23 protein-coding genes are annotated in these 23,298 nt (G+C 73.6%); 14 read left to right on the top strand and 9 right to left on the bottom strand.

Annotated features, from left to right (window positions below; translation table 11 throughout):
* Positions 1–48: 48 nt before the first annotated feature.
* Genes RDV89_RS00250 through RDV89_RS00275 form a run of 6 tightly spaced genes read right to left on the bottom strand, consistent with a single transcriptional unit; the run spans position 49 to position 6,576 of the window.
* The gene (locus RDV89_RS00250; protein WP_315730439.1) at positions 49–723 is read right to left on the bottom strand and encodes a GntR family transcriptional regulator; all 675 of its coding nucleotides are present in this window, start codon (positions 721–723) and stop codon (positions 49–51) included.
* A 46-nt stretch (positions 724–769) separates the two neighbouring features.
* The gene (locus tag RDV89_RS00255) at positions 770–2,158 is read right to left on the bottom strand and encodes an FAD-dependent oxidoreductase (RefSeq protein WP_315730440.1); all 1,389 of its coding nucleotides are present in this window, start codon (positions 2,156–2,158) and stop codon (positions 770–772) included.
* Positions 2,155–2,877, bottom strand: coding sequence for an isochorismatase family protein (locus tag RDV89_RS00260; protein ID WP_315730441.1), 723 nt, complete (start codon positions 2,875–2,877; stop codon positions 2,155–2,157). Before RDV89_RS00260 ends, RDV89_RS00255 begins: the two co-directional genes overlap by 4 nt.
* A complete protein-coding gene (locus RDV89_RS00265) occupies positions 2,874–4,343 on the bottom strand; it encodes a dihydroorotase (protein WP_315730442.1) in 1,470 nt (489 codons plus the stop codon). The genes RDV89_RS00260 and RDV89_RS00265 overlap by 4 nt, the downstream gene beginning before the upstream one ends.
* Complete coding sequence (locus RDV89_RS00270; RefSeq protein ID WP_315730443.1) at positions 4,340–5,233, bottom strand: isocitrate lyase/PEP mutase family protein; 894 nt, start codon at positions 5,231–5,233, stop codon at positions 4,340–4,342. The genes RDV89_RS00265 and RDV89_RS00270 overlap by 4 nt, the downstream gene beginning before the upstream one ends.
* Complete coding sequence (locus tag RDV89_RS00275; protein WP_315730444.1) at positions 5,233–6,576, bottom strand: MFS transporter; 1,344 nt, start codon at positions 6,574–6,576, stop codon at positions 5,233–5,235. Before RDV89_RS00275 ends, RDV89_RS00270 begins: the two co-directional genes overlap by 1 nt.
* 377 nt (positions 6,577–6,953) lie before the next feature.
* Here RDV89_RS00275 and RDV89_RS00280 point away from each other — a divergent pair, with 377 nt between their 5' ends.
* Positions 6,954–7,562 carry a VanZ family protein gene (locus RDV89_RS00280; protein WP_315730445.1) on the top strand — a complete coding sequence of 203 codons (609 nt, stop codon included), beginning with the start codon at positions 6,954–6,956 and terminating at the stop codon, positions 7,560–7,562.
* Here the strand turns inward: RDV89_RS00280 and ychF are convergent.
* Positions 7,552–8,625, bottom strand: a complete 1,074-nt coding sequence (gene ychF, locus RDV89_RS00285) for a redox-regulated ATPase YchF (protein WP_315730446.1) — start codon at positions 8,623–8,625, stop codon at positions 7,552–7,554. The genes RDV89_RS00280 and ychF overlap by 11 nt on opposite strands.
* 136 nt (positions 8,626–8,761) lie before the next feature.
* Here ychF and RDV89_RS00290 point away from each other — a divergent pair, with 136 nt between their 5' ends.
* The 11 genes from RDV89_RS00290 to allB all read left to right on the top strand — a co-directional run bounded on the left by RDV89_RS00290 (position 8,762) and on the right by allB (position 18,809).
* Positions 8,762–9,313, top strand: a complete 552-nt coding sequence (locus tag RDV89_RS00290) for a PH domain-containing protein (RefSeq protein ID WP_315730447.1) — start codon at positions 8,762–8,764, stop codon at positions 9,311–9,313.
* Complete coding sequence (locus tag RDV89_RS00295; RefSeq protein WP_315730448.1) at positions 9,310–11,064, top strand: PH domain-containing protein; 1,755 nt, start codon at positions 9,310–9,312, stop codon at positions 11,062–11,064. Before RDV89_RS00290 ends, RDV89_RS00295 begins: the two co-directional genes overlap by 4 nt.
* Before the next feature lie 10 nt (positions 11,065–11,074).
* A complete protein-coding gene (locus RDV89_RS00300; RefSeq protein ID WP_315730449.1) occupies positions 11,075–11,866 on the top strand; it encodes an exodeoxyribonuclease III in 792 nt (263 codons plus the stop codon).
* 94 nt (positions 11,867–11,960) lie between these two features.
* The gene (locus tag RDV89_RS00305) at positions 11,961–12,401 is read left to right on the top strand and encodes a hypothetical protein (RefSeq protein WP_315730450.1); all 441 of its coding nucleotides are present in this window, start codon (positions 11,961–11,963) and stop codon (positions 12,399–12,401) included.
* 56 nt (positions 12,402–12,457) lie between these two features.
* Positions 12,458–12,703, top strand: coding sequence for a hypothetical protein (locus RDV89_RS00310; RefSeq protein WP_315730451.1), 246 nt, complete (start codon positions 12,458–12,460; stop codon positions 12,701–12,703).
* Positions 12,704–12,851: 148 nt separating this feature from the next.
* A complete protein-coding gene (locus tag RDV89_RS00315) occupies positions 12,852–14,021 on the top strand; it encodes an acetamidase/formamidase family protein (RefSeq protein WP_315730452.1) in 1,170 nt (389 codons plus the stop codon).
* Positions 14,022–14,028: 7 nt separating this feature from the next.
* Positions 14,029–15,591 (top strand): AtzH-like domain-containing protein, encoded by a 1,563-nt coding sequence (locus RDV89_RS00320; RefSeq protein WP_315730453.1) that lies wholly within the window; start codon positions 14,029–14,031, stop codon positions 15,589–15,591.
* A 131-nt stretch (positions 15,592–15,722) separates the two neighbouring features.
* Positions 15,723–16,226 (top strand): 2-oxo-4-hydroxy-4-carboxy-5-ureidoimidazoline decarboxylase, encoded by a 504-nt coding sequence (gene uraD, locus RDV89_RS00325; RefSeq protein WP_315730454.1) that lies wholly within the window; start codon positions 15,723–15,725, stop codon positions 16,224–16,226.
* Entirely contained in the window at positions 16,223–16,537 is a 315-nt protein-coding gene (gene uraH / locus RDV89_RS00330) for a hydroxyisourate hydrolase (RefSeq protein WP_315730455.1), read from the top strand. Before uraD ends, uraH begins: the two co-directional genes overlap by 4 nt.
* A gap of 3 nt (positions 16,538–16,540) precedes the next feature.
* The gene (gene pucL, locus RDV89_RS00335; protein WP_315730456.1) at positions 16,541–17,461 is read left to right on the top strand and encodes a factor-independent urate hydroxylase; all 921 of its coding nucleotides are present in this window, start codon (positions 16,541–16,543) and stop codon (positions 17,459–17,461) included.
* A 13-nt stretch (positions 17,462–17,474) separates the two neighbouring features.
* Positions 17,475–18,809 (top strand): allantoinase AllB, encoded by a 1,335-nt coding sequence (gene allB / locus RDV89_RS00340; protein WP_315730457.1) that lies wholly within the window; start codon positions 17,475–17,477, stop codon positions 18,807–18,809.
* Here allB and RDV89_RS00345 read toward each other — a convergent pair.
* Positions 18,806–19,273, bottom strand: coding sequence for a thioredoxin family protein (locus tag RDV89_RS00345; RefSeq protein WP_315730458.1), 468 nt, complete (start codon positions 19,271–19,273; stop codon positions 18,806–18,808). The two genes, allB and RDV89_RS00345, sit on opposite strands and share 4 nt — an antisense overlap.
* A gap of 168 nt (positions 19,274–19,441) precedes the next feature.
* Complete coding sequence (lhgD, locus tag RDV89_RS00350; protein WP_315730459.1) at positions 19,442–20,653, bottom strand: L-2-hydroxyglutarate dehydrogenase; 1,212 nt, start codon at positions 20,651–20,653, stop codon at positions 19,442–19,444.
* A gap of 87 nt (positions 20,654–20,740) precedes the next feature.
* Between lhgD and RDV89_RS00355 the strand changes: the two genes are divergently transcribed.
* Both RDV89_RS00355 and RDV89_RS00360 read left to right on the top strand, forming a co-directional pair.
* Positions 20,741–22,000, top strand: coding sequence for a pyridoxal-phosphate-dependent aminotransferase family protein (locus RDV89_RS00355; protein ID WP_315730460.1), 1,260 nt, complete (start codon positions 20,741–20,743; stop codon positions 21,998–22,000).
* The gene (locus RDV89_RS00360; protein ID WP_315730461.1) at positions 21,997–23,298 is read left to right on the top strand and encodes an allantoate amidohydrolase; all 1,302 of its coding nucleotides are present in this window, start codon (positions 21,997–21,999) and stop codon (positions 23,296–23,298) included. Before RDV89_RS00355 ends, RDV89_RS00360 begins: the two co-directional genes overlap by 4 nt.

Here is a 23,298-nt window from a genome sequence, read left to right on the forward strand (position 1 = left end):
GCGCGGGGTGTGCCCTCACGTGTCGGCGCGGACTCGGCGGTGTGACCCTCAGGCCGGTGCGTCGAGCAGGGAGAGGGCGTTCTCGAGCGAGTGGTGGAGGTGCAGGCGCAGGAGACGGGCCGCCTCGTCGGCGTCACCCGCCACGATCGCGGCTAGCACGGCGCGGTGCTCCGTGAGCGCCTCGCGAGCCCGCACCGGCTGGCTCGCCGACCTCGACCTGGCCAGGCTGATCCGCGCCGAGACGGAGGCAGCGGCCTCGCTCAACGCCGAGTTGGCGGCCAGCCGCAGGAGGGTGCCGTGGAAGTCCTGGTCGGTCGGGTACGCCGAGGAGTCCTGCCGGTCCAGGAGCGCCGCGGCGTCGTCGAGCGCCCGCACCAGGTCGTCCACCCCGGTGCGGTCGTCGAGCTCGGCCACCAGCCGCGCGGCGTGCGTCTCGAGCGCGATGCGCAGCTCGTAGAGCTCGGTGAGCTGCCCGGGGCCGAACGCAGGCACGAACGCGCCGCGGTGGGGAACGAGGCGGACGAGACCTTCGCTCGCGAGCCGCCGCAGCGCCTCGCGCAGCGGACCGCGGCTGATGCCGAGCGCCTGCGAGATGTGCACCTCGTTCAGCCGCTCCCCCGGGGCGAGCGAGCCATCGAGGATCATCTCGCGCAGCACCGCCACGCTCCGGTCCGCGTAGGTGGCCTCGCCACCCAACGGCGCCGGGACCGATGCGCTGCTCACCCGAACTCCTCCGCCCCTCGATGTGCAGCGAAACTACCCGATCGACTCAGCCGGTCGCCTCCACGGCCCCGCGACCGGCGTGCGCGCCCGCCAGCCGACCGAGACCGACCGCGGTGAGCAGCCCGTTCCCCGACGAGTAGCCCGCGCCGCCGTTCCGACCGGAGATGCCGGCCGCGACCCCGCCGCCCGCGTACAGGCCCTCGACCACGGTTCCGTCGGTGCGCAGGACCCGAGCGTCGGAGTCGACGCGCACGCCGCCCTGGGTGTGGAAGAGGGCCGGCTGCGAGCGCACCGCGCACAGCGGTGCGCCCATGGGGCCGTAGCCGAAATCGACACGGCCGAACTCGTCCTCGGTCTCGCCGCGGGCCGCGGCCCCGGCACGGTCCAGCGTGTCGCGCAGCGTGGTCGGGTCGCAGCCGATGACCTCGGCGAGCTCCTCGGCCGTGCCCGCCTCGCGGACGCCATTCATCTCGATGAGCTCGGCGAACTCGGGCTCCTTGGCCGCGACGCGGTCGCGAGTGGCTGCGTCCATGACGACCCACGAGGTGGCCGTGCTGGCCGACACGACAGCGGCGAAACCGGAGTACCCGACGGACTCGTCGCCCATCCGCCGGCCCGACGGGTCGACGAGCACGGCGCCCTGCTCGACGGTGGTCCAGGACGTGATGGAGCCGTGGGGGTCGGCCACCGCGGCGTACCCCTGGAAAGCGCCCATGTTGGCCGTGGCGGCGCCGAGTTCCAGCGCCCACGACATCGCCTCGCCCGTCGACCCCTCGGCTCCCAGGTAGGGCGCGTCCACGACGTCCGGGACGTAGCGGGCGCGGAGCTCGGCCGAGTTGCCGAAGCCGTTGGCCGCGAGGATGACGGAGCGGGCCCGCAGGTCGTAGGACCCGCACCGCGGTCCCTCGACGTGCACACCGACCACCCGTCCCTCCTCGACCAGCAGCTCGGTGACCGGGTTGCCGACCAGCACGTCGACGCCGGCTCGCTCGACCGCAGCCAGCAGGTCCCGCATGAGGGACGCGCCGCGCTTGTCGGCAGGTGCGTGCAGCCGTTGGACGGTGTGCCCCACGTGCTTGTACTCGGTGATGATCTGCAGTCCGACGGCGTGGTCCTCGACGAGCCACTCGACCAGCGACGCCGAGGTGCGCGACAGCAGGGCGGTGAGGTCCTCCGCCTCGTGCGGCCCGGACTGGCGCAGCAGGTCCGCCTCCATGCGGGCGGCGTCGTCCTCGATGCCGGCCGCACGCTGGTACCGCGTACCGGCTCCGGGGATCGAGCCCGTCGAGACGAAAGTGTTGCCACGGGCGACGTCCATCTTCTCCAGGACCACGACGCTTGCCCCTGCGTCTGCTGCAGCGAGCGCGGCCGCGAGGCCGCACCCGCCGGAGCCCACGACCACGACGTCGATGTCGTTCGTCTGCGCGGCGCTCACCGGGTGCCAGCCCCGGGGATCGCGGAGAGACGCTCGAGCAGCTCCGCCGTCGTCGCAACGTCGGCGTACTTCTGCGCCATGTCGAAGAGGTTGGCCTCGTGCACGACGGGGCTGCGGTCGTAGACGGCGTCCGAGGGCACGCTGACCTTGAAGTTGTAGGAGAACGCGTCGGCGACGCTGGAGCGCACGCAGCCCGACGTCGTGCACCCGGTGACCACCAGCGTGTCGGCGCCCGCCTCGATGAGGTAGCTCGTCAGCGGAGTTCCGAAGAACGCGCTCGGGTGCCGCTTCGGGACGAGGACGTCATTCTCGACGGGGGCGATCTCCTCGACGAAGTCGTAGCCGCGCGACGGCACGTCCATGATCCCGGGCACCTTGGCTGCCAGGGCCCCGGTGTCGTACGCCTGCTTGGGCGCGACGTGGGGGTAGAGGATCGGCCAGCCCCGCTCGCGGAACAGCGCGACCAGCTCCGCGATGCGGGCCACGGCTCGGTGGCCCACCTCGCCGCAGGAGGTCGTGAACTCCTCGACCGACTCCTCGAACGGCGCCGGGACGGTGCCGATGGTGCGGTACTGGACGTCGATGATCAGCAGTGCGGGACGGACTCCCATCCCGACAGGCCGGCCGAAGCCGGCCAGCTCGTAGCGGCGGCGCGTCGTCTCGTCGACGATGCCCGCGCCTCCCACCTCCCAGGGGCGATCGCCGGTCTGGTCGCTCATGCGATGGTCTCGCTCTCGTTCTCGTCATCCGTGATCGCGGCCAGTGCGGCCGCGCCGCTGCGCGTACGGCTCAGGTAGCGACCTCCGGGCCGGTCGGAGACGACCCCGTCGCGCATGGCGAAACGGCCACCGACGACCGTGTGCACGACCCGGACGCCGACCTCGGTGCCCTCCCACGGCGTGTAGGCCGCGGCGGAGTGCTGGGTCTCGGCCGTGACGGTGAAGCTGCCGTCGAGGTCCACCACCGCGAGATCGGCGTCGGAGCCGACGCGGATGGCGCCCTTCTGCGGGTAGAGGCCGAACAGCTGGGCCGAGCGGGTGGAGGTCGCCTGGACCATCCGCTCGAGCTCGATGCCACGACGCAGGCCCTCTGCGAGGCCCACGGGCAGGACGAGGCCCGTGCCCGGGAAGCCCGCCGACGCGGTCCAGATGTCCTTCTCCTTGTTGCTGCGGTGGCGAGCGTTGTGGTCGGAACCGATGGTGTCGACGGCTCCCGAGGCGACGCCCTCCCACAGCGCCTCGACGTCCTCCGTGTGCCGCAGCGGCGGGTTCACCTTGCCGTAGGTGCCGCAGTCGGAGGAGGTGTCGAGCGTGAGGTACTGCGTGCACGTCTCGACGAAGAGGTTGTCGTAGTCGGAGCGCTGCAGCTGCATGGCGGCCAGCGCCATCTGGCTCGACGTGTGCACCGCGTAGACCGACGCGCCGGTGGCCTTGGCGAAGTAGGCGACCCGCTGCACCGCCTCGGCCTCGACGATCGGCGGGCGCGAGCGGTACCACGCCTCGAGCGGCCCGAGGGTCTCGTCCTTCGGCTGCTCGCGCAGTTTCCAGACGAGCTCGATGTTCTCCGGGTGTGGGCACACGAGCGCGTCGGCGTCGGCCGCGCGCCCGAGCAGGTCGTACATGTAGGCGTCGTCGTTGCCGGGCAGTCCGAGGTACTTCCCCTCGTCGCCGCGGAAGTTCATGAAGAACTTGAAGCTCGGCACCCCCAGCTCGCTGACGTACGACGGGATGTCCGCGACCTGCTCACTGGTGCCCAGCACGAGGTGGAATCCGAAGTCGCAGTGCGAGTTGCCCTCCATGGCGGCCCGCGCGTCGGCCTGCACCTGGTGGTAGTCGTCGGCGCTCATGAGGTAGACGAGCATCGAGGTGATGCCCCCCGCGACGGCGGACGCCGTCTCCCGCTCGCCGTCGTCGGGGTCGCGCGGGACCCGGATGTCCTTGCCGAGGTGGACGTGCGGGTCGATGCCTCCCGGCAGGACCGCTGCACCCGCGAGGTCGACCGTCTCGCGTGCGAGCACCTCCGTGCCGCGGGCCAGCAACGCACTGATCCTCCCGTCGTCGATCGCGACGTCCAGGTCGACGAGCCCGAGCCCCTCCTGGAAGACCTGCCCGCCCCGCAGGACCAGGTCGTGCGTACGGGGCTCGCCCGCTCCCGGGGTCGACGCCCCGTCGTCCGTGCCGCTCATGCCTGCTCCTCCTGCTCTTCCCGGTCCGCGTAGCGTGCGTCCAGGGCGTCGAACTCCGGCTTGCGCACGAGCGCCTGCCGATCCTGCCAACTGATCATCAGCTCGGCCGCCTCCGCGGTGCTGCCGTGCTTGTCGAGGTGGGCGAGCACCTCGCGCATCCCCTTGACCGCGCCCCGCATCGCAGCGTTCGCGTACAGCGCGACCGCGAAGCCGAGCTCGCCGAGCTGCTCGCGCGGCAGGATCGGGGTCAGCCCGCCCTCGACCATGTTCGCGACGTGCGGCCCCTCGACCGAGGCGGTGATCCGTCGCATCTGCTCGAGGCTGGTCGGCGCCTCGACGAAGAGGACGTCCGCCCCCGCCTCGCGGTACGCGTTGGCTCGCTCGCACGCGCGTCCGACGCCCTCGATCGCGAGCGCGTCGGTGCGCGCGACGATCACCACGTCATCGTCCTGGCGCGCGTCAGCCGCGGCGCGGATCTTGCCCACCATCTCGCCCAGGCTGACGACCTCCTTGCCCGCGAAGTGGCCGCACTTCTTGGGCATCACCTGGTCCTCGAGCTGTACGCCCGCAGCGCCGGCTCGTTCGAGCGCTCGCATCGTGCGCCCGACGTTGAGAGCGCTGCCGAAACCGGTGTCGGCGTCGACGACGAGCGGGATCTCCACGGCGTCCGCCATCGCTGCCACGTGCGACGTGAGCTCCGTCGAGGACATCAGCCCCAGGTCGGGCATCCCGAGGAACGTGTTCGTGACGCCGGCGCCCGAGACGTAGGCCGCCTGGAACCCGGACTCCTCGATCACCCGTGCCGTCAGAGCGTTGGGCGCGCCGGGCAGGAGCAGCGGCAGACCGTCACCGGCGAGCAGCGCGCGCAGCCGCGTGGGTGTCCCGGGCATCAGGCGGCCACCGTCTTGAGGTTCAGTCCCCGGGTCTCGCGCATCCGCATCGCGGTGAGCAGGGTGACCACCGCGGTGGCGATGAGGAACCAGGCGGGTGACAACGGCGACCCGGTGTTCTCGACCAGCCAGGTGCACACGTACGGGGCGGTACCGCCGGCCAGCGCCGCGCCCAGGTTGAACCCGAGGGCGATCCCGGTGAAACGGACCCGCGTGGGGAACATCTCCGCGTACGCCGACAGTGCGACGCCCATGAGCGCGGAGTCGATCAGACCGAGTACGACGTGGGCGAGGATCGCCCCGGCCGTGCCCGACTCGAGCAGCATGAAGCCGGGCAGCGGCAGCGCGATCGCGGCGATCGAGGCGCCGATGAAGACCGGGCGGCGCCCGATGACGTCCGAGAGCTTGCCGAAGAGAGGCATGCACGCGACCGCGACGGCCAGGCAGAGCGTGGTCGACCAGAACGCGGTTCGCGTCTCCATCCCCACCACCCGCTGAAGGTGGATGTTCACGTAGACGTAGACCACGTAGTAGGCCGAGAACAGCAGGATCGACAGGCCGATGCACGTCAGGGTGGCGCGCCAGTGATCGCGCAGGAGCTCCACCAGAGGAGCGCTCTCCTCCTCGTCCTGGCTCTCGGCGGCCTCGAACGCCGGGGTCTCGCCGAGCTTGGCCCGGATGATCAGGCCGACGACTCCGAGGGGGATGGCGATCAGGAACGGGATGCGCCAGCCCCAGTCGTTCATCAGGTCGTCCCCGAGGACGGTGAAGAGCAGGGTCACCACGAGCGAGGCCAGCAGTGACCCGGCGAGGGCACCCGTCTGCACGAACGCACAGAGCAGGCCGCGCTTCTCGTTGGGGGCGTACTCCGCGACGAAGGAGGCCGCGCCGCCCAGCTCGCCCCCGGCTGCGATGCCCTGCATGCAACGGGCGAGAACGAGCAGCGACGTCGCGCCGACGCCGATGGCCGCGTAGGTCGGGAGCAGACCGATCATGCCGCTGGCGATGGCCATCAGGACGACGGTGGCGGCCAGTGCGTTCTTGCGGCCGTGACGGTCGCCGAAGTGGCCGAAGAGGATGCCGCCGAGCGGCCGCAGGACGAACGCGAGACCGAAGGTGGCGAGCGTGAGCAGGAGCGCCGCCGTCTCGTCGCCCGACACGAAGAACTTCGCGGCGATGATGGTGGCGACGTAGCCGTACACGCCGAAGTCGAAGTACTCGACGATCGAGCCGACCGCGCCGGCGAGCACGACGCGCGGCTGCACCTTGGTGGGGGCCGCCATGTCGATGCCGGGCGACGCCGACGGGGCGCTCGTGGAACCGGTGAGCCTGTGGTCGTCCACGGTCTCTCCTCTGCTGGGGACTGGCCCGGCTCGCCTTCGTCGCCGCTCTTGAGCGCGCAGGCAGAAGCCGGTGGCTTGGATCACACGACCGTAGGACGACCACGTGTCAACTGTCAACAGTTGAGAGTTGTTGTTAACAGCACCGAGATGATGCCGTGCGGATGGGTGCCGGTGGGAACACGGATGTCACGTGGCGGTGCCGGCGCGCAGGCCACACGTCGAGTAGAACCCTGGCGGCTTCGTCGGCCGTCGGCGCTCACACGCCGCCGAGCTGATGCGCCCGGCCACGCCGACGTCCGGGTGGAGTCGGACCTGGGGCTGAGTGATCGGCACCTGCGAGCGAGGACCGCACGCCGACTGCTGCATAGCCTGCTCGAGTGATCACCACCGTCCTGGTCCAGCACCCGTGGCTCACTACCGTCGCCCTCGTCGCCTCGGTCGTCGTCGGCCCGGTGGTCGGCTACTGCCTGGTCGGCCGCCGACGGTTGGCCACGTGGCTGGCGCTGATCAGCCTGCTGCCCGTCGTGGCGCTGACGTTCTCCCCCACCGGTCGCGACCTCGCGGTGGGCTGTGCCGTGGAGTGGGACTTCCCGACCCTGGGGGCAGTCGAGTTGATGGCCAACGTGGTGCTGTTCGTCCCGCCGACGCTGTTGCTGGGCGTCGCCCTCCGCCGGCCGCTGGTGGTCCTGGTCGGGGCGAGCGCAACCGCGGCGCTGATCGAGCTGCTGCAGGCGGTCGCAACTCCGCTCGGCCGATCCTGCTCGACGAACGACTGGCTCTCGAACACGCTGGGAGCGGCGCTGGGCGTCGCGATCGCGGGCGTCGCGATCGCGCTTCACCGCGTCCGCACGAACCCACCTCGGCCCCGAGACGACGAGACGTCACCGGGCGGCGGGTGCTCCCGGAGACCCTCGAGGTCGGCGCGCGAGCGCAGCGACAGGTTGACTCTGCTGCCGACGCCGGACGTGGAACCGCTCAGACGTTGAAGCGGAACTCCACCACGTCGCCGTCGGCCATGACGTACTCCTTGCCCTCCATGCGCACCTTGCCGGCCTCCTTGGCCTTCTGCATGGAGCCGGCCTCGACCAGGTCGTCGAAGGAGACGATCTCGGCCTTGATGAAGCCCTTCTGGAAGTCGGTGTGGATGACGCCGGCGGCCTCGGGGGCGGTCGCGCCCTTCTTGACCGTCCAGGCGCGGGCCTCCTTGGGCCCGGCGGTGAGGTACGTCTGCAGGCCCAGCGTGTCGAACCCGACGCGCGCGAGCACCTCGAGGCCCGGCTCGGTGACCCCGGCCTCGGCGAGGAACTCGGCGGCCTCCTCGTCGTCGAGCTCGATCAGCTCGGACTCGAACTTCGCGTCGAGGAAGATCGCCTCGGCGGGCGCGACGATGTCGCGCATCTTCTGCTTGAGGTCCTCGTCGGCGAGCTCCTCGGCGTCGCAGTTGAAGACGTACAGGAACGGCTTCGCGGTCAGCAGCGACAGCTCGCGCAGCAGCGAGCGGTCGATGTCGGTGGCGATGATCGGCGTGCCGGCCTCGAGGGCCTCCTTCGCCGCCTTCGCCGCCTCGAGGTTCGCGACGAGCTCCTTGACCTTGCGCGACTCCTTCTCCAGCCGCACGACCGCCTTCTCGACGGTCTCGAGGTCAGCGAGGATCAGCTCGGTCTGGATGGTCGAGATGTCGTTGGCGGGGTTGACCTCGCCGTCGACGTGGGTGACGTCCTCGTCGCGGAAGACGCGGGTGACCTGGCAGATGGCCGCCGACTCGCGGATGTGCGCGAGGAACTTGTTGCCCAGGCCCTCGCCCTCGCTCGCGCCGCGCACGATGCCGGCGATGTCGACGAACTCGACCGTCGCGGGCAGCACCTTGGCCGAGGAGAAGATCCCGGCGAGCGTGCCGAGCCGCTCGTCCGGGACGCCCACGACGCCGGTGTTGGGCTCGATCGTCGCGAACGGGTAGTTCGCCGCGAGCACGTCGTTCTTGGTCAGCGCGTTGAAGAGGGTCGACTTGCCCGCGTTGGGGAGACCGACGATGCCGATGGTGAGAGCCACGGGGCGCGAGTGTACGGCGAGGCCTCCCCCGCGACCGCATCCGGCAGGCGGCTCTCGCAGTCGGTCCCGGTGGCCGGGCACGCCGGGGTACGCCTGGTACGCGCGCGGTGTCGGCGGTCCGTGGGAGGGTCGTCCCATGAGCTACCCGGCCACTCCTCCGGCCCCGCCCACCGACGGGTCCACCGACGGGACCACCCAGGAGCCCTTCGCGCTGCGCCTGCCGGCGCACCAGGTCTCGCCCCGCGCGGTGGGCTACTGGCGCCTGCGGGCCTTCATCACGGCGGGCGTGGTCGCGATCGGGTTCGGCATCGCGTGGGCGCTGTGGACCGACCGGCCCTGGTGGTTCACCCTGCTCGCGGTCGTCCTGGTGCTGCTGGACGTGGCGTACGCCCTGGTGATGCCCTCGGTGCGCTTCCGCGTGCACCGCTGGGAGGTCACCGACGACGCCGTGCACACCCGCGCCGGGTGGATCAGCATCGACGAGCGCATCGCGCCGCTCTCGCGGGTGCAGACCGTCGACTCCAGCCAGGGGCTGATGCAGCGTGGGTTCGGCCTGCGCTCGCTCACGGTCACCACTGCGTCGGCGGCCGGGCCGATCAGCATCGAGTGCCTCGACGCGGGTCTCGCCCAGCAGCTGGTGGCCGACCTCACCGCGATCACGTCACGCACGACGGACGACGCCACGTGAGCGACGGATTCCCGACGCAGCCTCCGTCCGGGCCGCCGCAGGGCCCGCCGCAGGGCCCGCCCCCGGGGCCGCCGTTCGCGGGGCCACCGCCGCAGGCGCACCCGCAGCAGCCCTTTCCGCAGCAGCCGTTCCCCCAGCAGCAGCCGTTCCCGGTGCCGCCCCCGGGCTCGGCGCCCGCGGACGACGAGGGCTGGCGCCGCCAGGACGCGAGGCTGCTGATCCTCGGGCCGGTCCGGGCGCTGGGGCAGTTCGCCGTGCCGCTCCTGCTGTCGCTGATCGGCGTCGGCACGCAGGTGGGGCCCTGGACGCTGCTGATCCTGCCCGTCGCCCTCGTCGGCGCGTTCACCCTCGGGGCGCTGCCGTGGTGGACGACGACCTACCGCGAGACCCGGACCCACCTCGAGCTGCGCTCCGGCATCGTCAACCGCAACCGGCAGACCGCCTCGCGTGACCGCGTGCGCAGCGTCGACATCACGACGCCGCTGCTGCACCGGATCCTCGGGGTCACCAAGGTCGAGATCGGCACCGGGGTCGACGACAGCCGCATCGTGCTCGACGTGGTGACCACCGCGGAGGCGGCGCGGCTGCAGGCCGAGCTGCTGGGTCCGCGGCGGGCGACCTCCTCGGCGTACCCGCCCGCCCCCGGGGACCCCGGCGCCGCGAGCGGGCGGGCGTACCCCGGTGGGCCGGGCACCCCGCCGCCGGCTCCGGAGCCGCAGCCCGAGCCCCGCCTGCTCGCCTCGCTGAGCTGGAGCTGGTTGCGCTTCGCCCCGCTGAACCTGGCGCAGCTGGCGATCGTCGCCGGTGCGCTCGGCGCGGCCTCCCAGTTCCTCGACGACCTGCCGATCTGGGACCTCGACCAGGTCAGCGACGCCGCCACCTGGGTCGCGCAGCAGGTGCTCGTCGTCGTGCTCGTCGTGGCGACCGTGGGCCTGCTCCTGGCGTGGCTGGTGATCTCGCTGGTGGGGTACGTGCTCACCTGGTTCGGCTTCAAGCTCACCCGCGAACCCGGACAGCACCCCGGGGAGACCTCCCTCAAGCTGACCGCGGGCCTGCTGACCACCCGCTCGATCAGCGTCGAGGAGCGCCGCGTGCGTGGCGTCGAGGTCGTCCAGCCGACCCTCATGCGACTGGCCGGCGGCGCCCAGCTGTCGACCCTCGCGACGGGCGTCGAGGAGGGCACCACGAAGGTCCTGCCGCACTGTCCCGTCCCGGTGGTGCTGGCCGTCGGCAACGACGTGCTGGGCACGCCGCGCGACCGCGGGCCGCTGCTCGTCGGCCTGCGCGGGCACGGACCGCGGGCGCGGCGCCGCGCCCACGTGCGCTGGCAGTGGTTCACGATCCTCGCCGGCCTGGCCGCGACCGGTGCCACGATCGGCTTCTCCGGTCCGTGGTGGCCGCCGGTCTTCACCGTCGTGCTGCTGGCCGCGTGGGGGGTGGGTGGCGCCGAGCTGTCGTACCGCAACCTCGGCCACGCCCTGACCCGCGCCGATGACGGCGAGCCGTGGCACCTGGTGGCCGGCAGCGGTGGCTACTCCCGCGTACGCACGGTGCTCGAGGTCGACGGGATCATCGGCTGGGTGCTGGACCAGACCTGGTTCCAGCGCCGCGCGGGGCTCGTCGACCTGCGGGCGACGACGGCCGCCGGCTCCGAGGCGGTGCGGGTGCGTGACGTCCCGATGGTCGACGCGGTGGCGTTCGCGCACGCTGCGACCCCGGCCCTCGTCGGCACCTTCGCGGCGTCCGCGTAGCCTCGCGGCCGTGCGTATCGCGACCTGGAACGTCAACTCCCTCCGCTCCCGCATCGACCGCGTCGAGGCGTTCCTCGACCGGCACGACGTCGACGTGCTGGCCGTGCAGGAGACGAAGGCCAAGGTCGAGCAGCTGCCCGTGATGGGGCTCGAGGCCCGTGGCTACGAGATCGCCGCCGCCGGGTTCAGCCAGTGGAACGGGGTGGCGATCCTCAGCCGCGTCGGCCTGGAGGACGTCACGGTCGGCTTCCCCGAGATGCCCGGCTGGGGCGAGCCCCTCGCCGGTGAGGCGCGCGCGATCGGCGCGGTCTGCGGCGGGGTGCGGATCTGGTCGCTGTACGTCCCGAACGGCCGCAAGGTCGACGACCCGCACTACGCGTACAAGCTCGACTGGCTCGCCCGCCTGCGCGCCGCGGCCCTCGGCTGGCGCGACGAGCCGACCGCCCTCGTCGGCGACTGGAACATCGCCCCCCTCGACACCGACGTGTTCGACATCAAGCAGTTCGCGAAGTCGACCCACGTCACCGCGCCGGAGCGCGCGGCGTACCAGGGGTTCCTGGACGACGGGTACGCCGACGTGGTCCGCCCGCACGTGCCGGACCCGGAGGCGGGCTACACGTACTGGGACTACTACCGGCAGCGCTTCGAGCGCAACCGCGGGATGCGGATCGACTTCGTCCTCGGCTCCCCCGCATTCGCGTCGCGGGTGACCGGAGCCTTCGTCGACCGCGACGAGCGCGACCCCGCGCAGGGCTCGTCGAGCCCGTCGGACCACGCGCCGGTGGTCGTGGACCTGGACTGAGGCGCGGCCGCCCGCGACCGCCTCGCGGATCCGGCTGCTCGGGGATGTGGCGTTCGGCGACCTGGCCGGCGATCGTTCGGTAGGTTCCGGACCCGTGACCGCCAAGGCGTTGCGGGCCCAGCGCCGGAGCCTCTACATCCACTTGTTCCTCGGTCTCTTCTGGGCCGCGTGGGCACCGCTGGCGCTACCCGTCTCGGCGCTCGAAGCGGCGGTCTTCTCGATCTTCTCCCTCGGCTTGAGCGCCTACTGCGCCTTCTGCCTCTTCACGGCTCGTGGTCGCCGCTACCTGGAGCGGAACATCCGTCGGCAGTTCAACGACGATCGGACCGGGTACCTCATCGTCGCCGCCTGCGTCGCGCTGGCGGTGCTCGTCCTCCCCGTGGCGTTGTTCGTGTTCGGCCGACTGCCCTTCCCGGCCGTCGTGCTCGGGATCGGTGTCCCGTTCGGGGTCCTGCTGCTGTGCGTCGTCCGCCTGATCGTCATCTACACGGACTCGTCGCAGGGCCGACCGGAGCTCATGCGCCCGCTCGACTGAGCGGCGGCCCCACCGTTCACTCGTCCTGGCGATCCGAGCGCCGCTAGGTTGGCGCGGTGCGGCGGCTGAGCAACGACCCCGATCACTGGGCGGACCCCCGCACGCACGGACGGATGCAGGCGTTCCGCTACGGGGGACTCGCCGTCGTGACCGTCCACGCGATCGCCTTCTCCCTCGGGTTCCGGTGGCCCGGACCCCAGTGGTCCCTGTTCCTCGCGCTCGTCGTCGCGCTCCTGGCGATCGTGCTGATCCCCCGGGCGATCATCGGCCGCGACCCCGCCTTCCGCTCGCCCGGACGTTGAGCGGTTCCCGCAACTCGACACCCCCGTTCGCGGCACAACCCGCAACTCGGCGCAGCACCCGTGCCGTTCGTGCCAACTCGGCGCAGCACCCGTGCCGTTCGTGCCAACTCGGAACACGGGCGAAACACGGGCTCCCTACGCTCCGCGCATGACTGTCGTCGACGTGCTGCCCGAGCGCCCGCTGGACGCGGGGGTGGGGCCGGTGCGGGCGGCGACGTACCTGCCCTCCACCCCCGAGAACGTCCTGTGGGGTCGGCTGCCGTGCGCGGCGGACGCGCCGGTGCTGCGCGTCGACCCCGGCACGGAGGTCACCGTCGACACCCTCAGCCACGAGGGGATCCTCGAGGACCAGGGGCGCGACCCGCAGGCGTTCTTCGCGCGCTTCGGCGTCGAGCCCGACGGCGTGCTGGCCGACGCGGTGGCGCTGGCGCGCACCACGACCTCGCACCCGCGCACCTTCGGCGTCGACGGGCCCCACGTGGTGACGGGGCCGATCGAGGTCCGCGGCGCCCGGCCCGGCGACCTCCTCGCGATCACGGTGCTCGAGACGCTGCCGCGCGTGCCGTACGGCGTCGTGTCGAACCGGCACGCCCGCGGTGCGCTGCCGGACGAGTACCCCCGCAGCGGCGCACCCGTGTTCTCCGCCTTCGCCTCGACCGCCGAGCACCCGGACGCCGACGGCGTGCCCACGGCGTACGGCGAGCTGCCGCTCACCAGCGCCGGGTACGCCGACCCCGCCGCCCCGCGCGCCCGCTTCCCGCTCGCCCCGTTCCTCGGCATCCTCGGCGTCGCGGTCCCGGGTCGCGAGCGTCCGCACTCGGTGCCGCCGGGCCCGCACGGCGGCAACATCGACATCAACCTGCTCACGGTCGGCGCGACGCTGTACCTGCCGGTCCAGGTGGCCGGCGCACTGGCGTACCTCGGCGACCCGCACTTCGCGCAGGGCGACGGCGAGGTGGCACTGACCGCGATGGAGGCGAGCCTGCGCGCCACCGTGCGCCTCGACGTCGTCGCCCGGGAGGAGGCCGTCGCCCGGTTCGGTGAGCTCGCCGGCCCGCTCGCGGAGACCGCGGAGCACCTCGTGCCCACGGGCCTGGACCCCGACCTCGACGTCGCCGTGCAGAACTGCGTGCGCGCCGCGATCGGCGTGCTGCAGGCGCGCTACGGCATGGAGCCGTCGATGGCGTACGCCTACCTGTCCGCGGCCACCGACTTCGACATCTCGCAGGTCGTCGACGTGGTCAAGGGCGTCCACGCGCGGATCCGGACCGCCGACTTCGCGCATCTGCCCCGGCCCGGCGCCCCGGACACGCCATGATGCCCCGGTGAGCGCTCCCACCGGCCCCGCCCTCGACGGCCTCCCCGACGGCCTGCCCGACGGTCTCCTCGACGCGTTCTGGGCGTACGAGCGTGCCCTGATGGCCGACGACGTCGCGGAGCTCGACCGGCTCTTCGCGCCGGGTCCGGACACCCTGCGCACCGACGCCGCCGGCACCCTCGTCGGCCACGACCGGATCAGCGCCTTCCGCGGGGCCCGCGGCGGCGCGCCCCGCCGCCGCGTCGTCGACCTGCACGTGCAGGCCGTCGGCACCGACGCCGCGCTGGTCTCGGCCACCACCGAGCTGGAGCGCGGCGGCCGCAGCCAGCAGACCCAGCTGTGGCAGTGCCGCGCGGTCGAGGGGCCCGACGGGACGCTCGAGGTGCGCTGGGTGGTCACCGCCGCCCACGTCGCCGTCAGCCCGCCCGCGATCGACACCCGCGTGTGGCGCGTGGTCGGCGACCCCCTGGTGACCGGCGCACCGGAGGGTCCGCTGTCGGGCAGCACGGTCGCGGTCAAGGACCTCTTCGCGATCGCCGGGCAGAAGATCGGCGCGGGCAGCCCGGCGTACCTCTCCGCCGCTCCCCCGACCACCCGCACCGCGCGCGCCGTGCAGAAGCTCCTCGACGCCGGCGCCGACGTCACCGGCATCACCCGCACCGACGAGTTCGCCTGGAGCCTGTTCGGCGCCAACGACCACTACGGCACCCCGCCGAACCCGCACGCGCCGCACCGGCTGCCCGGCGGCTCCACCTCGGGCTCCGCGACCGCCACCAGCCTCGGCCAGGTCGACATCGGGCTCGGCACGGACACCGGGGGCTCGGTGCGGGTGCCGGCCTCGTGGCAGGGCCTGTGGGGCGTACGCACGTCGCGCAACGCCGTGGCCCGCGACGGCGTCCTGCCGCTCGCCCCCACGTTCGACACCGTCGGCTGGCTGACCCGCGACCCGGCGCTCCTCGAGGTCGTCGGCGACGTCCTGCTGCCGCCGTCGGTGCAGGAGGCGAGCAGCGAGATCGTGCTCGCCACGGACCTGCTCGCGCTCGCGGCGCCGGACGTGCGCGATGCGGTGGAGGCCTTCGCGCGGCGCCTCGGGACGGTGATGCGCGAGCCGTTCGGCAGCCGCGAGCTGCCGACCTGGCGGCGCACCTTCACCCTGCTGCAGTCGGCCGAGGCCTGGCAGCAGCACGCGACGTGGGTCGCCTCGCGACTGCACACCCTGACGCCGGACGTGCGCGCCCGCTTCGAGGCCGCCGCCCGCCTCGACCCCGGCGACGTCAACGCCGCGAGCGCCGAGCTCACCGGCATCCGGCTCGAGATCCGGCACCGGGTGGCCGACCGGATCGTGCTCCTGCCGACCACCCCGACGACCGCGCCGTTCCCGGGCACCGCCGACCAGCGCCTGCGCGACACGATGCTCGAGCTGACCACGATCGCCGGGATCGGCGGGCTGCCGGCCCTCAACGTCCCGCTGCGCACCGCCGACGGCCTGCCCTGCGGGGTCTGCCTGGTGGCCGCCCAGGGGCGCGACCGCGACCTCCTCGCGCTGGCCCGCACCCTGCCCGTGGCCTGACCCGTGGCCCGGACCCACCGGGCGAAACGTCCGTTACAACGGCGAAACGCATCGGCCGCCACGCGAAACACGCGCTCCTTAGATTGACGTCCGCACCGGGGCCGGGCCCGGTCCAGGGCAGGAGGAGCGACGTGCGGATCGAGGAGTTCAACGCCCTCGGCGCGGCCGAGGCACGGGCGGTCGTCGCCCCCGCGGCCCGCGTGGGCTGGTGGGTCGACGCGGTGGTCGCCGGGCGGCCCTACGGCAGCCGTGAGGCGGTGCTCGACGCCGCGGCGGCCGAGGCCGTGCTGTGGACGTCGACCGACGTGGCCGCCGCCCTGGCCCACCACCCCCGCATCGGCGAGAAGCCCGCGGGCGGGGGCGTCGAGGCCGAGCTCAGCCGCCGTGAGCAGGCCGCGATCGTCGACCGCGGTCCCCGCGACCCCGGCCTCGAGGAGGCCATCGCGCACGGCAACAGGGCCTACGAGGCGCGCTTCGAGCGGGTCTTCCTGATCCGGGCGGCGGGCCGCTCGCGCAAGGAGATCCTCGACGAGCTCGTGCGCCGCCTCGACAACGACCCGGAGACCGAGACCGCCGAGGTCGCCGACCAGCTGCTGCAGATCGCGCTGCTGCGCCTCGAGGAGGCCCTGACGTGACCACCTGCTCGACCCACGTCCTCGACGCCGCCCGCGGGCTGCCCGCGGCCGGGATCGACGTCACCCTCGCCGACGCGGACGGCACGGCCCTCGAGCACGCCCGCACCGACGAGGACGGGCGCGTGCGGTGGGCCGGCGACCTCGCGCCCGGGGCGTACCGGCTGACGTTCGCCACCGGCGAGTGGTTCGCGGCCGCGGACCGCGACACCTTCTTCGGCCGGGTCGACCTGACCGTGGCCCTCGACAGCGAGCACGTCCACGTGGCGCTGCTGCTGAGCCCGTACGCCTACACCACCTACCGAGGGAGCTGAGAGATGGCGAGCGGCGACATCGTGCTCGGGACGAACCAGTACGGCAAGGCCGAGTGCCGTCTCGTGCGCGTCGACCGGGACAGGCCCGAGCACCGGATCACCGACCTCAACGTCACCGCGCAGCTGCGCGGCGACTTCACCGCCTGCCACGTCGACGGCGACAACAGCCGCGTGGTGGCCACCGACTCGCAGAAGAACACGGTGTACGCCTTCGCGCGCCAGCACGGGGTGCGCACGCCCGAGCACTTCCTGATGACCCTCGGCGCGCACTTCCTCGACACCTACCCGTGGGTCGAGGGCGGGCGCTGGGAGGCGGAGACGTACGCCTGGGGCCGGATCGAGGTCGACGGCGCCCCGCACGACCACTCGTTCGTGCGCACGGGCACCGAGGTGCGCACCTGCGTCGTGCAGAAGGACGGCCCGGCGACCTGGGTCGTGTCGGGGCTCAGGGACTGCGTGGTGCTGAAGTCGACCGGCTCGGAGTTCCACGGCTTCCCGCGCGACCGCTGGACCACCCTCGCCGAGACCGACGACCGGATCATGGCGACGTCGGTGACCGCGTGGTGGCGCTACGCCCCGACCGGACAGGACGAGCTGGAGGCCCTCGACTTCGACGCCCTCTTCGCCGACGTGCGCGCGACGCTGCTGGAGGCGTTCGCCGACCTGCACTCGCTGGCGCTGCAGCAGACCCTGTTCGAGATGGGTCGCCGCGTGCTGGAGCGCCACGGCGTGGTCGCGGAGCTCAAGCTGTCGTGCCCCAACAAGCACCACTTCCTGGTCGACCTCGAGCCGTTCGGGCTCGACAACCCCGGCGAGGTGTTCCTCGCCGCCGACCGCCCCTACGGGCTCATCCAGGCCACCATCACCCGCGAGGGCCAGCCCGAGGTGCCGCAGGCCTGGGCGAGCGTGCCCGGGTTCGCGTGAGGGACGGGTTCGCGTGAGGGTCGACGCCGTCCGGGGCCGGCGGGTGCTGGTCGGGGACGCGTTCGTCCCCGCCACGGTGCTCGTGCGCGGCGGCCGGGTGGCCGCGCTGGAGGCGTACGACCACGAGGTCGGGGGGCTCGTCGTGGAGGCCGCGGACAGCGCGTACGTCGTGCCCGGCGTCGTCGACACCCACGTGCACGTCAACGAGCCCGGCCGCACGACCTGGGAGGGCTTCGCCTCCGCGACGCGGGCGGCCGCGCTCGGCGGGGCGACCACCCTGGTCGACATGCCGCTCAACGCGGTCCCGCCGACCACCACCCTCGCAGGACTGCGCGCCAAGCAGGCCGCCGCGCAGGAGCGGCTGATGGTCGACGTCGGGTTCTGGGGCGGCGCTGTGCCCGGCAACGTGGGCGACCTGGCGCCGCTGTGGGAGGCCGGCGTCTTCGGGTTCAAGTGCTTCCTGTCGCCCAGCGGCGTCGACGAGTTCCCGCCGCTCGACACCGGGCAGTTCCGCACCGCGCTCGCGGAGGTCGCCCGCCTCGACGCGCTGATGATCGTGCACGCCGAGGACCCGGCGGTGCTGGCGGCGGCCCCGCAGGCGCCGGGCGGCTCGTACCCCGCCTTCGTGCGCTCGCGGCCCCACGAGGCCGAGACCGCGGCGATCCGGCTGGTGCTGGACGGCGCCCGCGAGACCGGGGCGCGCGTGCACGTGCTGCACCTGTCCAGCGCGCGGGCCCTCGACATGCTGGCCGACGCCAAGGCCGAGGGGCTGCGCGTCACCGTCGAGACCTGCCCGCACTACCTGGTCTTCGCGGCCGAGCGGATCCCGCACGCGGCGCCCGAGTTCAAGTGCTGCCCGCCCATCCGCGACGCCGGCAACCGCGAGGAGCTCTGGGGCGCCCTGCGCGCGGGGATCATCGACTGCGTCGTCTCCGACCACTCCCCCGCCACCGCCGCGGAGAAGGCCCGCGGGGACGGCGACCTGCAGCAGGCCTGGGGCGGCGTCTCAGGGCTGCAGGTCGGGTTCGCCGCGATGGCCGCCGAGGCGCGCCGGCGCGGCATCGGCCTCGCCGAGGTGTCGCGGTGGATGTCGCGACGCACCGCCGACCTGGTCGGGCTGAGCTCGAAGGGCCGGATCGAGGTGGGCGCCGACGCCGACCTCGCCGTCTACGACACCGCCGTCGACTTCCGCGTCGAGGCCGCCCGCCTCGCGCACCGCAACCCGATCTCGGCCTACGACGGCGTGCGCTACGGCGGCCGCGTCGTGCGCACGATCGTGCGCGGCGACGTCGTCGACGTCGACCGGCCCGACCACGGGTGGGGTCGGCAGCTGGCTCGCGGCGCCTAGACCGCCCGCTCGAGCCCGGCGAGGACCTGCTGCTTCGTCGGGGCGCCCGCCGCCCGCGCGACCTCGCGGCCGGCGGCGTCGAGGACGAGCGTGGTGGGAGTACGCACCACCTTCAGCCGGCGCACCAGGTCCAGGTGGTGCTCCGCGTCGACCTCGACGTGCGCCACCCCGGGCACGACCTCCGCGACCTCGCCGAGCACGCGCCGCGTGGCCCGGCACGGGGCGCAGAACGCGGAGGAGAACTGCAGCAGCGTCGCCCGCTCGCCGGGCGCCTCGGCGACGCCGGACGCGACCACCGCGTCCCAGGCGCTCGGCTCCTGCGGGGTCGGCTCCTGCGGGGTGGCCCTGGCGGGCTCGGGCTGCGCGGCGGGTCGTCCGCCGAACCGCCCGTCGGTCCGGGCCCGCACCAGTCCGACGACGGCGGCGAGCGCCACCGCGGCGAGGAGGATCCAGAGTCCGGTCACGCTCCGGCCAACGACGCACCGGGGCGGGTTGTTCCGGGGGCGAGTGGCGCCGCCGGGCAAGAAAACGCGGACCCGGATCGTCCGAGAGTGCCCGTCCGTCCGCGTTTCCTCGGACGCGGTCCGCGTTTTCTGGACCGCCGTCCGCGTTTTCTCGACGGGCTCGGCGGCCTACAGCCCCACGCGTCCGGCGAGCTCGCGGGCGAGGGCGAACGCGGAGGTCGCGGCGGGCGACGGCGCGTTGCGCAGGTGGCTGACCGGCCCGACGTCGGAGATGACGAAGTCGTCCACGAGCCGCCCGTCGCGGCCGACGGCCTGGGCGCGTACGCCCGCGCGGGTCTCCCCGGACAGGTCGCCCACCTCGAGCCCGGGCACGTAGCGGCGCGCCGCCGCGACGAACGCCGACGGGCCGGTCGCCATCCGCAGCTCGGTGGCGCCGGTGCGCCAGAACCTCCGCGCGACACGCCAGGTGCCGGGCCAGGTCGCGGTCTCCCACAGGTCGCGGGGGCGCAGGGTGGCGAGGCGGTACGCGTCGCGTGCGGGCACCAGCATCGCCGTCGGGCCGAGGCTGGTCGTGCCGTCGACGTGCCGGGTGACGTGCACGCCGAGGAACGGCAGCCGCGGGTCGGGCACCGGGTAGACGAGGCCCCGCACGTAGGGCGTCTCCCGCTGGCGCAGCATCAGGTACGCCCCGCGGAACGGCACGATCCGCGGGTCGGCCGGCGCACCCGCGCGACGGGCGAGCCGGTCGGCCCACAGCCCGGCGCACACGACGACCCGTGCGGCCCGCACGTGGGTGGTGTCGTCGCCGTCCGCGCGCAGGTCGAGCGTCGCCGCCTCGCCGGCCGGACGGATGCCCGTGACCTCGACGCCGCGGCGTACCTCGCCTCCCAGCGACGCGACCTCCGCGGCCAGCGTGCGGGCCACGGCGCCGTAGTCGACGATCCCGGTGTCCGGCGCGTGCAGGGCCGCGACGCCGGTGGCGCCCGGCTCGACCTCGCGGATGCCGGCGGCGTCGACGCGGCGCAGGCCCGGCACCCCGTTCGCGAGGCCGCGACGCTCCAGCTCGTCGAGCCGGGCGGTCTCGGCGGCGTCGAGCGCGACGACGAGCTTGCCGCAGCGCTCGTGGGCCAGCGCGTGCTCCTCGCAGTAGGCGTACATCTCGCGCGCGCCCTCGACGCACAGGCGCGCCTTGAGCGAACCGGGCTCGTAGTAGAGCCCGCCGTGCACGACGCCGGAGTTGTGGCTGGTCTGGTGGGCCCCGACCTGCGGCTCCTTCTCGACCACGAGCACGTCCGCGCCGGGTCGGCGCAGCAGTGCCTCCCGGGCGACGGCCAGCCCGACGATCCCCGCCCCGACGACCACCACGTCGTACGTCCGCATGGGCCGCATCATGGCCCAGCCGGCCACGAAACACATCGGCTCGGGAACGAAACACCGGCGAAACCGGTGTTTCATAGCGTCGCGGCCATGACGTCGTCGCCCGACCCGGCCGCCGCGCCCGGCCAGGTCCACCCACCGCCGCGCCTGCTGATGGGGCCGGGCCCGATCAACGCCGACCCTCGGGTGCTGCGGGCGATGAGCGCGCAGCTGGTCGGTCAGTACGACCCCGCGATGACCGGCTGCATGAACGAGACCATGGCGCTCTACCGCGGCGTGTTCCGCACCGCCAACGAGCACACGCTGCTCGTGGACGGGACCTCGCGGGCCGGGATCGAGGCGGCGCTGGTCAGCCTCCTCGAGCCCGGCGACCGGGTGCTCGTGCCGGTCTTCGGGCGCTTCGGCCACCTCCTGGTCGAGATCGCCGAGCGCTGCGGCGCCGAGGTCCGCACCCTCTTGCGGCCGTGGGGCGAGGTGTTCGAGCCCGAGGAGGTCGAGGCCGCCGTCGTCGGCTGGCGCCCGAAGGTGCTCGCGGTGGTGCACGGCGACACCTCGACCACGATGCGCCAGCCCCTGGCCGACCTCGGCGAGATCTGCCGGCGCCACGACGTGCTGCTCTACTGCGACGCCACCGCCACCCTGGGCGGCAACGCGTTCGAGACCGACGCGTGGGGCGTCGACGTGGCGACCGCCGGGCTGCAGAAGTGCCTGGGCGGGCCGTCGGGCAGCGCCCCGGTGACGATCGGGCCCCGCGCGGTCGCGGTCGTCGACGGCCGCCGCCACGTCGAGGCCGGCATCCGCGAGGAGGTCGACGTCGACCGCGAGAGCGGCGTGCGGATCGCGTCGAACTACCTCGACCTCGCGCAGATCATGGACTACTGGGGCCCGCGCCGCCTCAACCACCACACCGAGGCCACGACCATGCTCTACGGCGCGCGCGAGTGCGCCCGGATCCTGCTCGAGGAGGGCGTCGACACCGCCGTCGAGCGGCACCGGGTGCACGGCGAGGCGATGCTCGCCGGGGTGCGCGGCCTCGGGCTCGAGGTGTTCGGCGACGTCGCGCACAAGATGCACAACGTGGTCGCCGTGCGGATCCCGGACGGAGTGCCCGGCGACGCGGTGCGCGCCGCGATGCTCACCGACTTCGGCATCGAGATCGGCACCTCGTTCGGTCCGCTGCACGGCCGCGTGTGGCGGATCGGCACCATGGGCCACAACGCGCGGCGCGACGCCGTGCTCACGACGCTGGCCGCCCTCGAGCAGGTGCTGCGCGGCTGCGGCGCGGACGTCACCGCGGGGGGCGGCGTCGGCGCCGCGCGGGAGGCGTACGCCCAGCAGGTGACCGCGTGAGCACCACCGCGCCGGCCGGCGGCACGACCACGGCCGCCGCCGTGCTGGCGCGCTGCGCCGAGCTCGACGCGTTCACCGCGACCCCGGGTCGGCTGGAGCGCACCCACCTGACGCCCGAGCACGCCGCGGCCAACGCGCTGGTGGCCACCTGGATGCAGGAGGCCGGCCTGCGCACCTGGCAGGACGCCGCGGGCAACCTGTGCGGCAGGGTCGAGGGACGCGAGCCGGGACTGCCCGCGCTCGTGCTGGGATCCCACCTCGACACCGTGCCGGACGCGGGCAGCTTCGACGGGATGCTCGGCGTGGTGATGGCCGTCGCCGTCGTCGAGCGCCTGGCCGAGCGCTGCGCCACCCTGCCGTTCGCGCTGGAGCTGGTCGCGTTCTCCGACGAGGAGGGCACCCGGTTCGGCACCGCCCTGCTGGGCTCGAAGGCGTACTCGGGCCAGTGGGACCCCGACTGGTGGGACCTGCGCGACCGCGACGGGGTGACGCTGCACCGGGCGTACCTGGACTTCGGGCTGGACCCGCGCCGCAACGGCGAGGCCGCGCGGCAGCCCGAGGAGCTGGTCGGCTACCTCGAGGCGCACATCGAGCAGGGGCCCTACCTCGAGGAGGCCGACGTCTCGCTCGGCTACGTCACCACCGTGGCCGGTGCGCGGCGCTTCCGGCTGAGCGTGCACGGCGAGGCGCGGCACGCGGGCGGCACCCCCTACGAGCGGCGCCGCGACGCCGTCGTCGGGGCCGGCGTCGTCGTCACCACGATCGAGCGGATGGCCCGCGAGCGCGACGTCATCGCCACCGTCGGCCGGATCGAGGCCCACCCCGGCGCGGTCAACGTGATCGCCGGCCGCGTGGACCTCAGCCTCGACCTGCGCGCGCCGCTGGACGCGACCCGCGACGGCGCGTGGGACGAGATCCTCGCCGTGCTCGACGCGGCGTGCACCGAGCGCGGGCTGCGCCTCGAGGTGCAGGAGACCCACCGGGCGGCGGCCGCGCCGTGCGCCGGGTGGCTGCAGCAGGCCGTGGTCGACGGGATCCGCAGCACCGGCGACGCCGACCCGACCGCCCTGTGGAGCCGCGCGGGCCACGACGCGATGGCGCTAGCGACCGTCACCGACGTCGGCATGCTGTTCGTGCGCTGCTTCGACGGGATCAGCCACCACCCCGGCGAGGACGTGCGCGAGGTCGACGTCGCCGCCGGCGTCGACGCCTTCGAGCAGGCCGTGCTGGCGGCGGCGCGGGCCTACGAGGCCGGGGCCACCGACGCGCCCGCACCGGCCGCCGGTCTGGGGCGCTGA

The organism is Nocardioides imazamoxiresistens (assembly GCF_032378595.1).
GTDB lineage: Bacteria > Actinomycetota > Actinomycetes > Propionibacteriales > Nocardioidaceae > Nocardioides > Nocardioides imazamoxiresistens.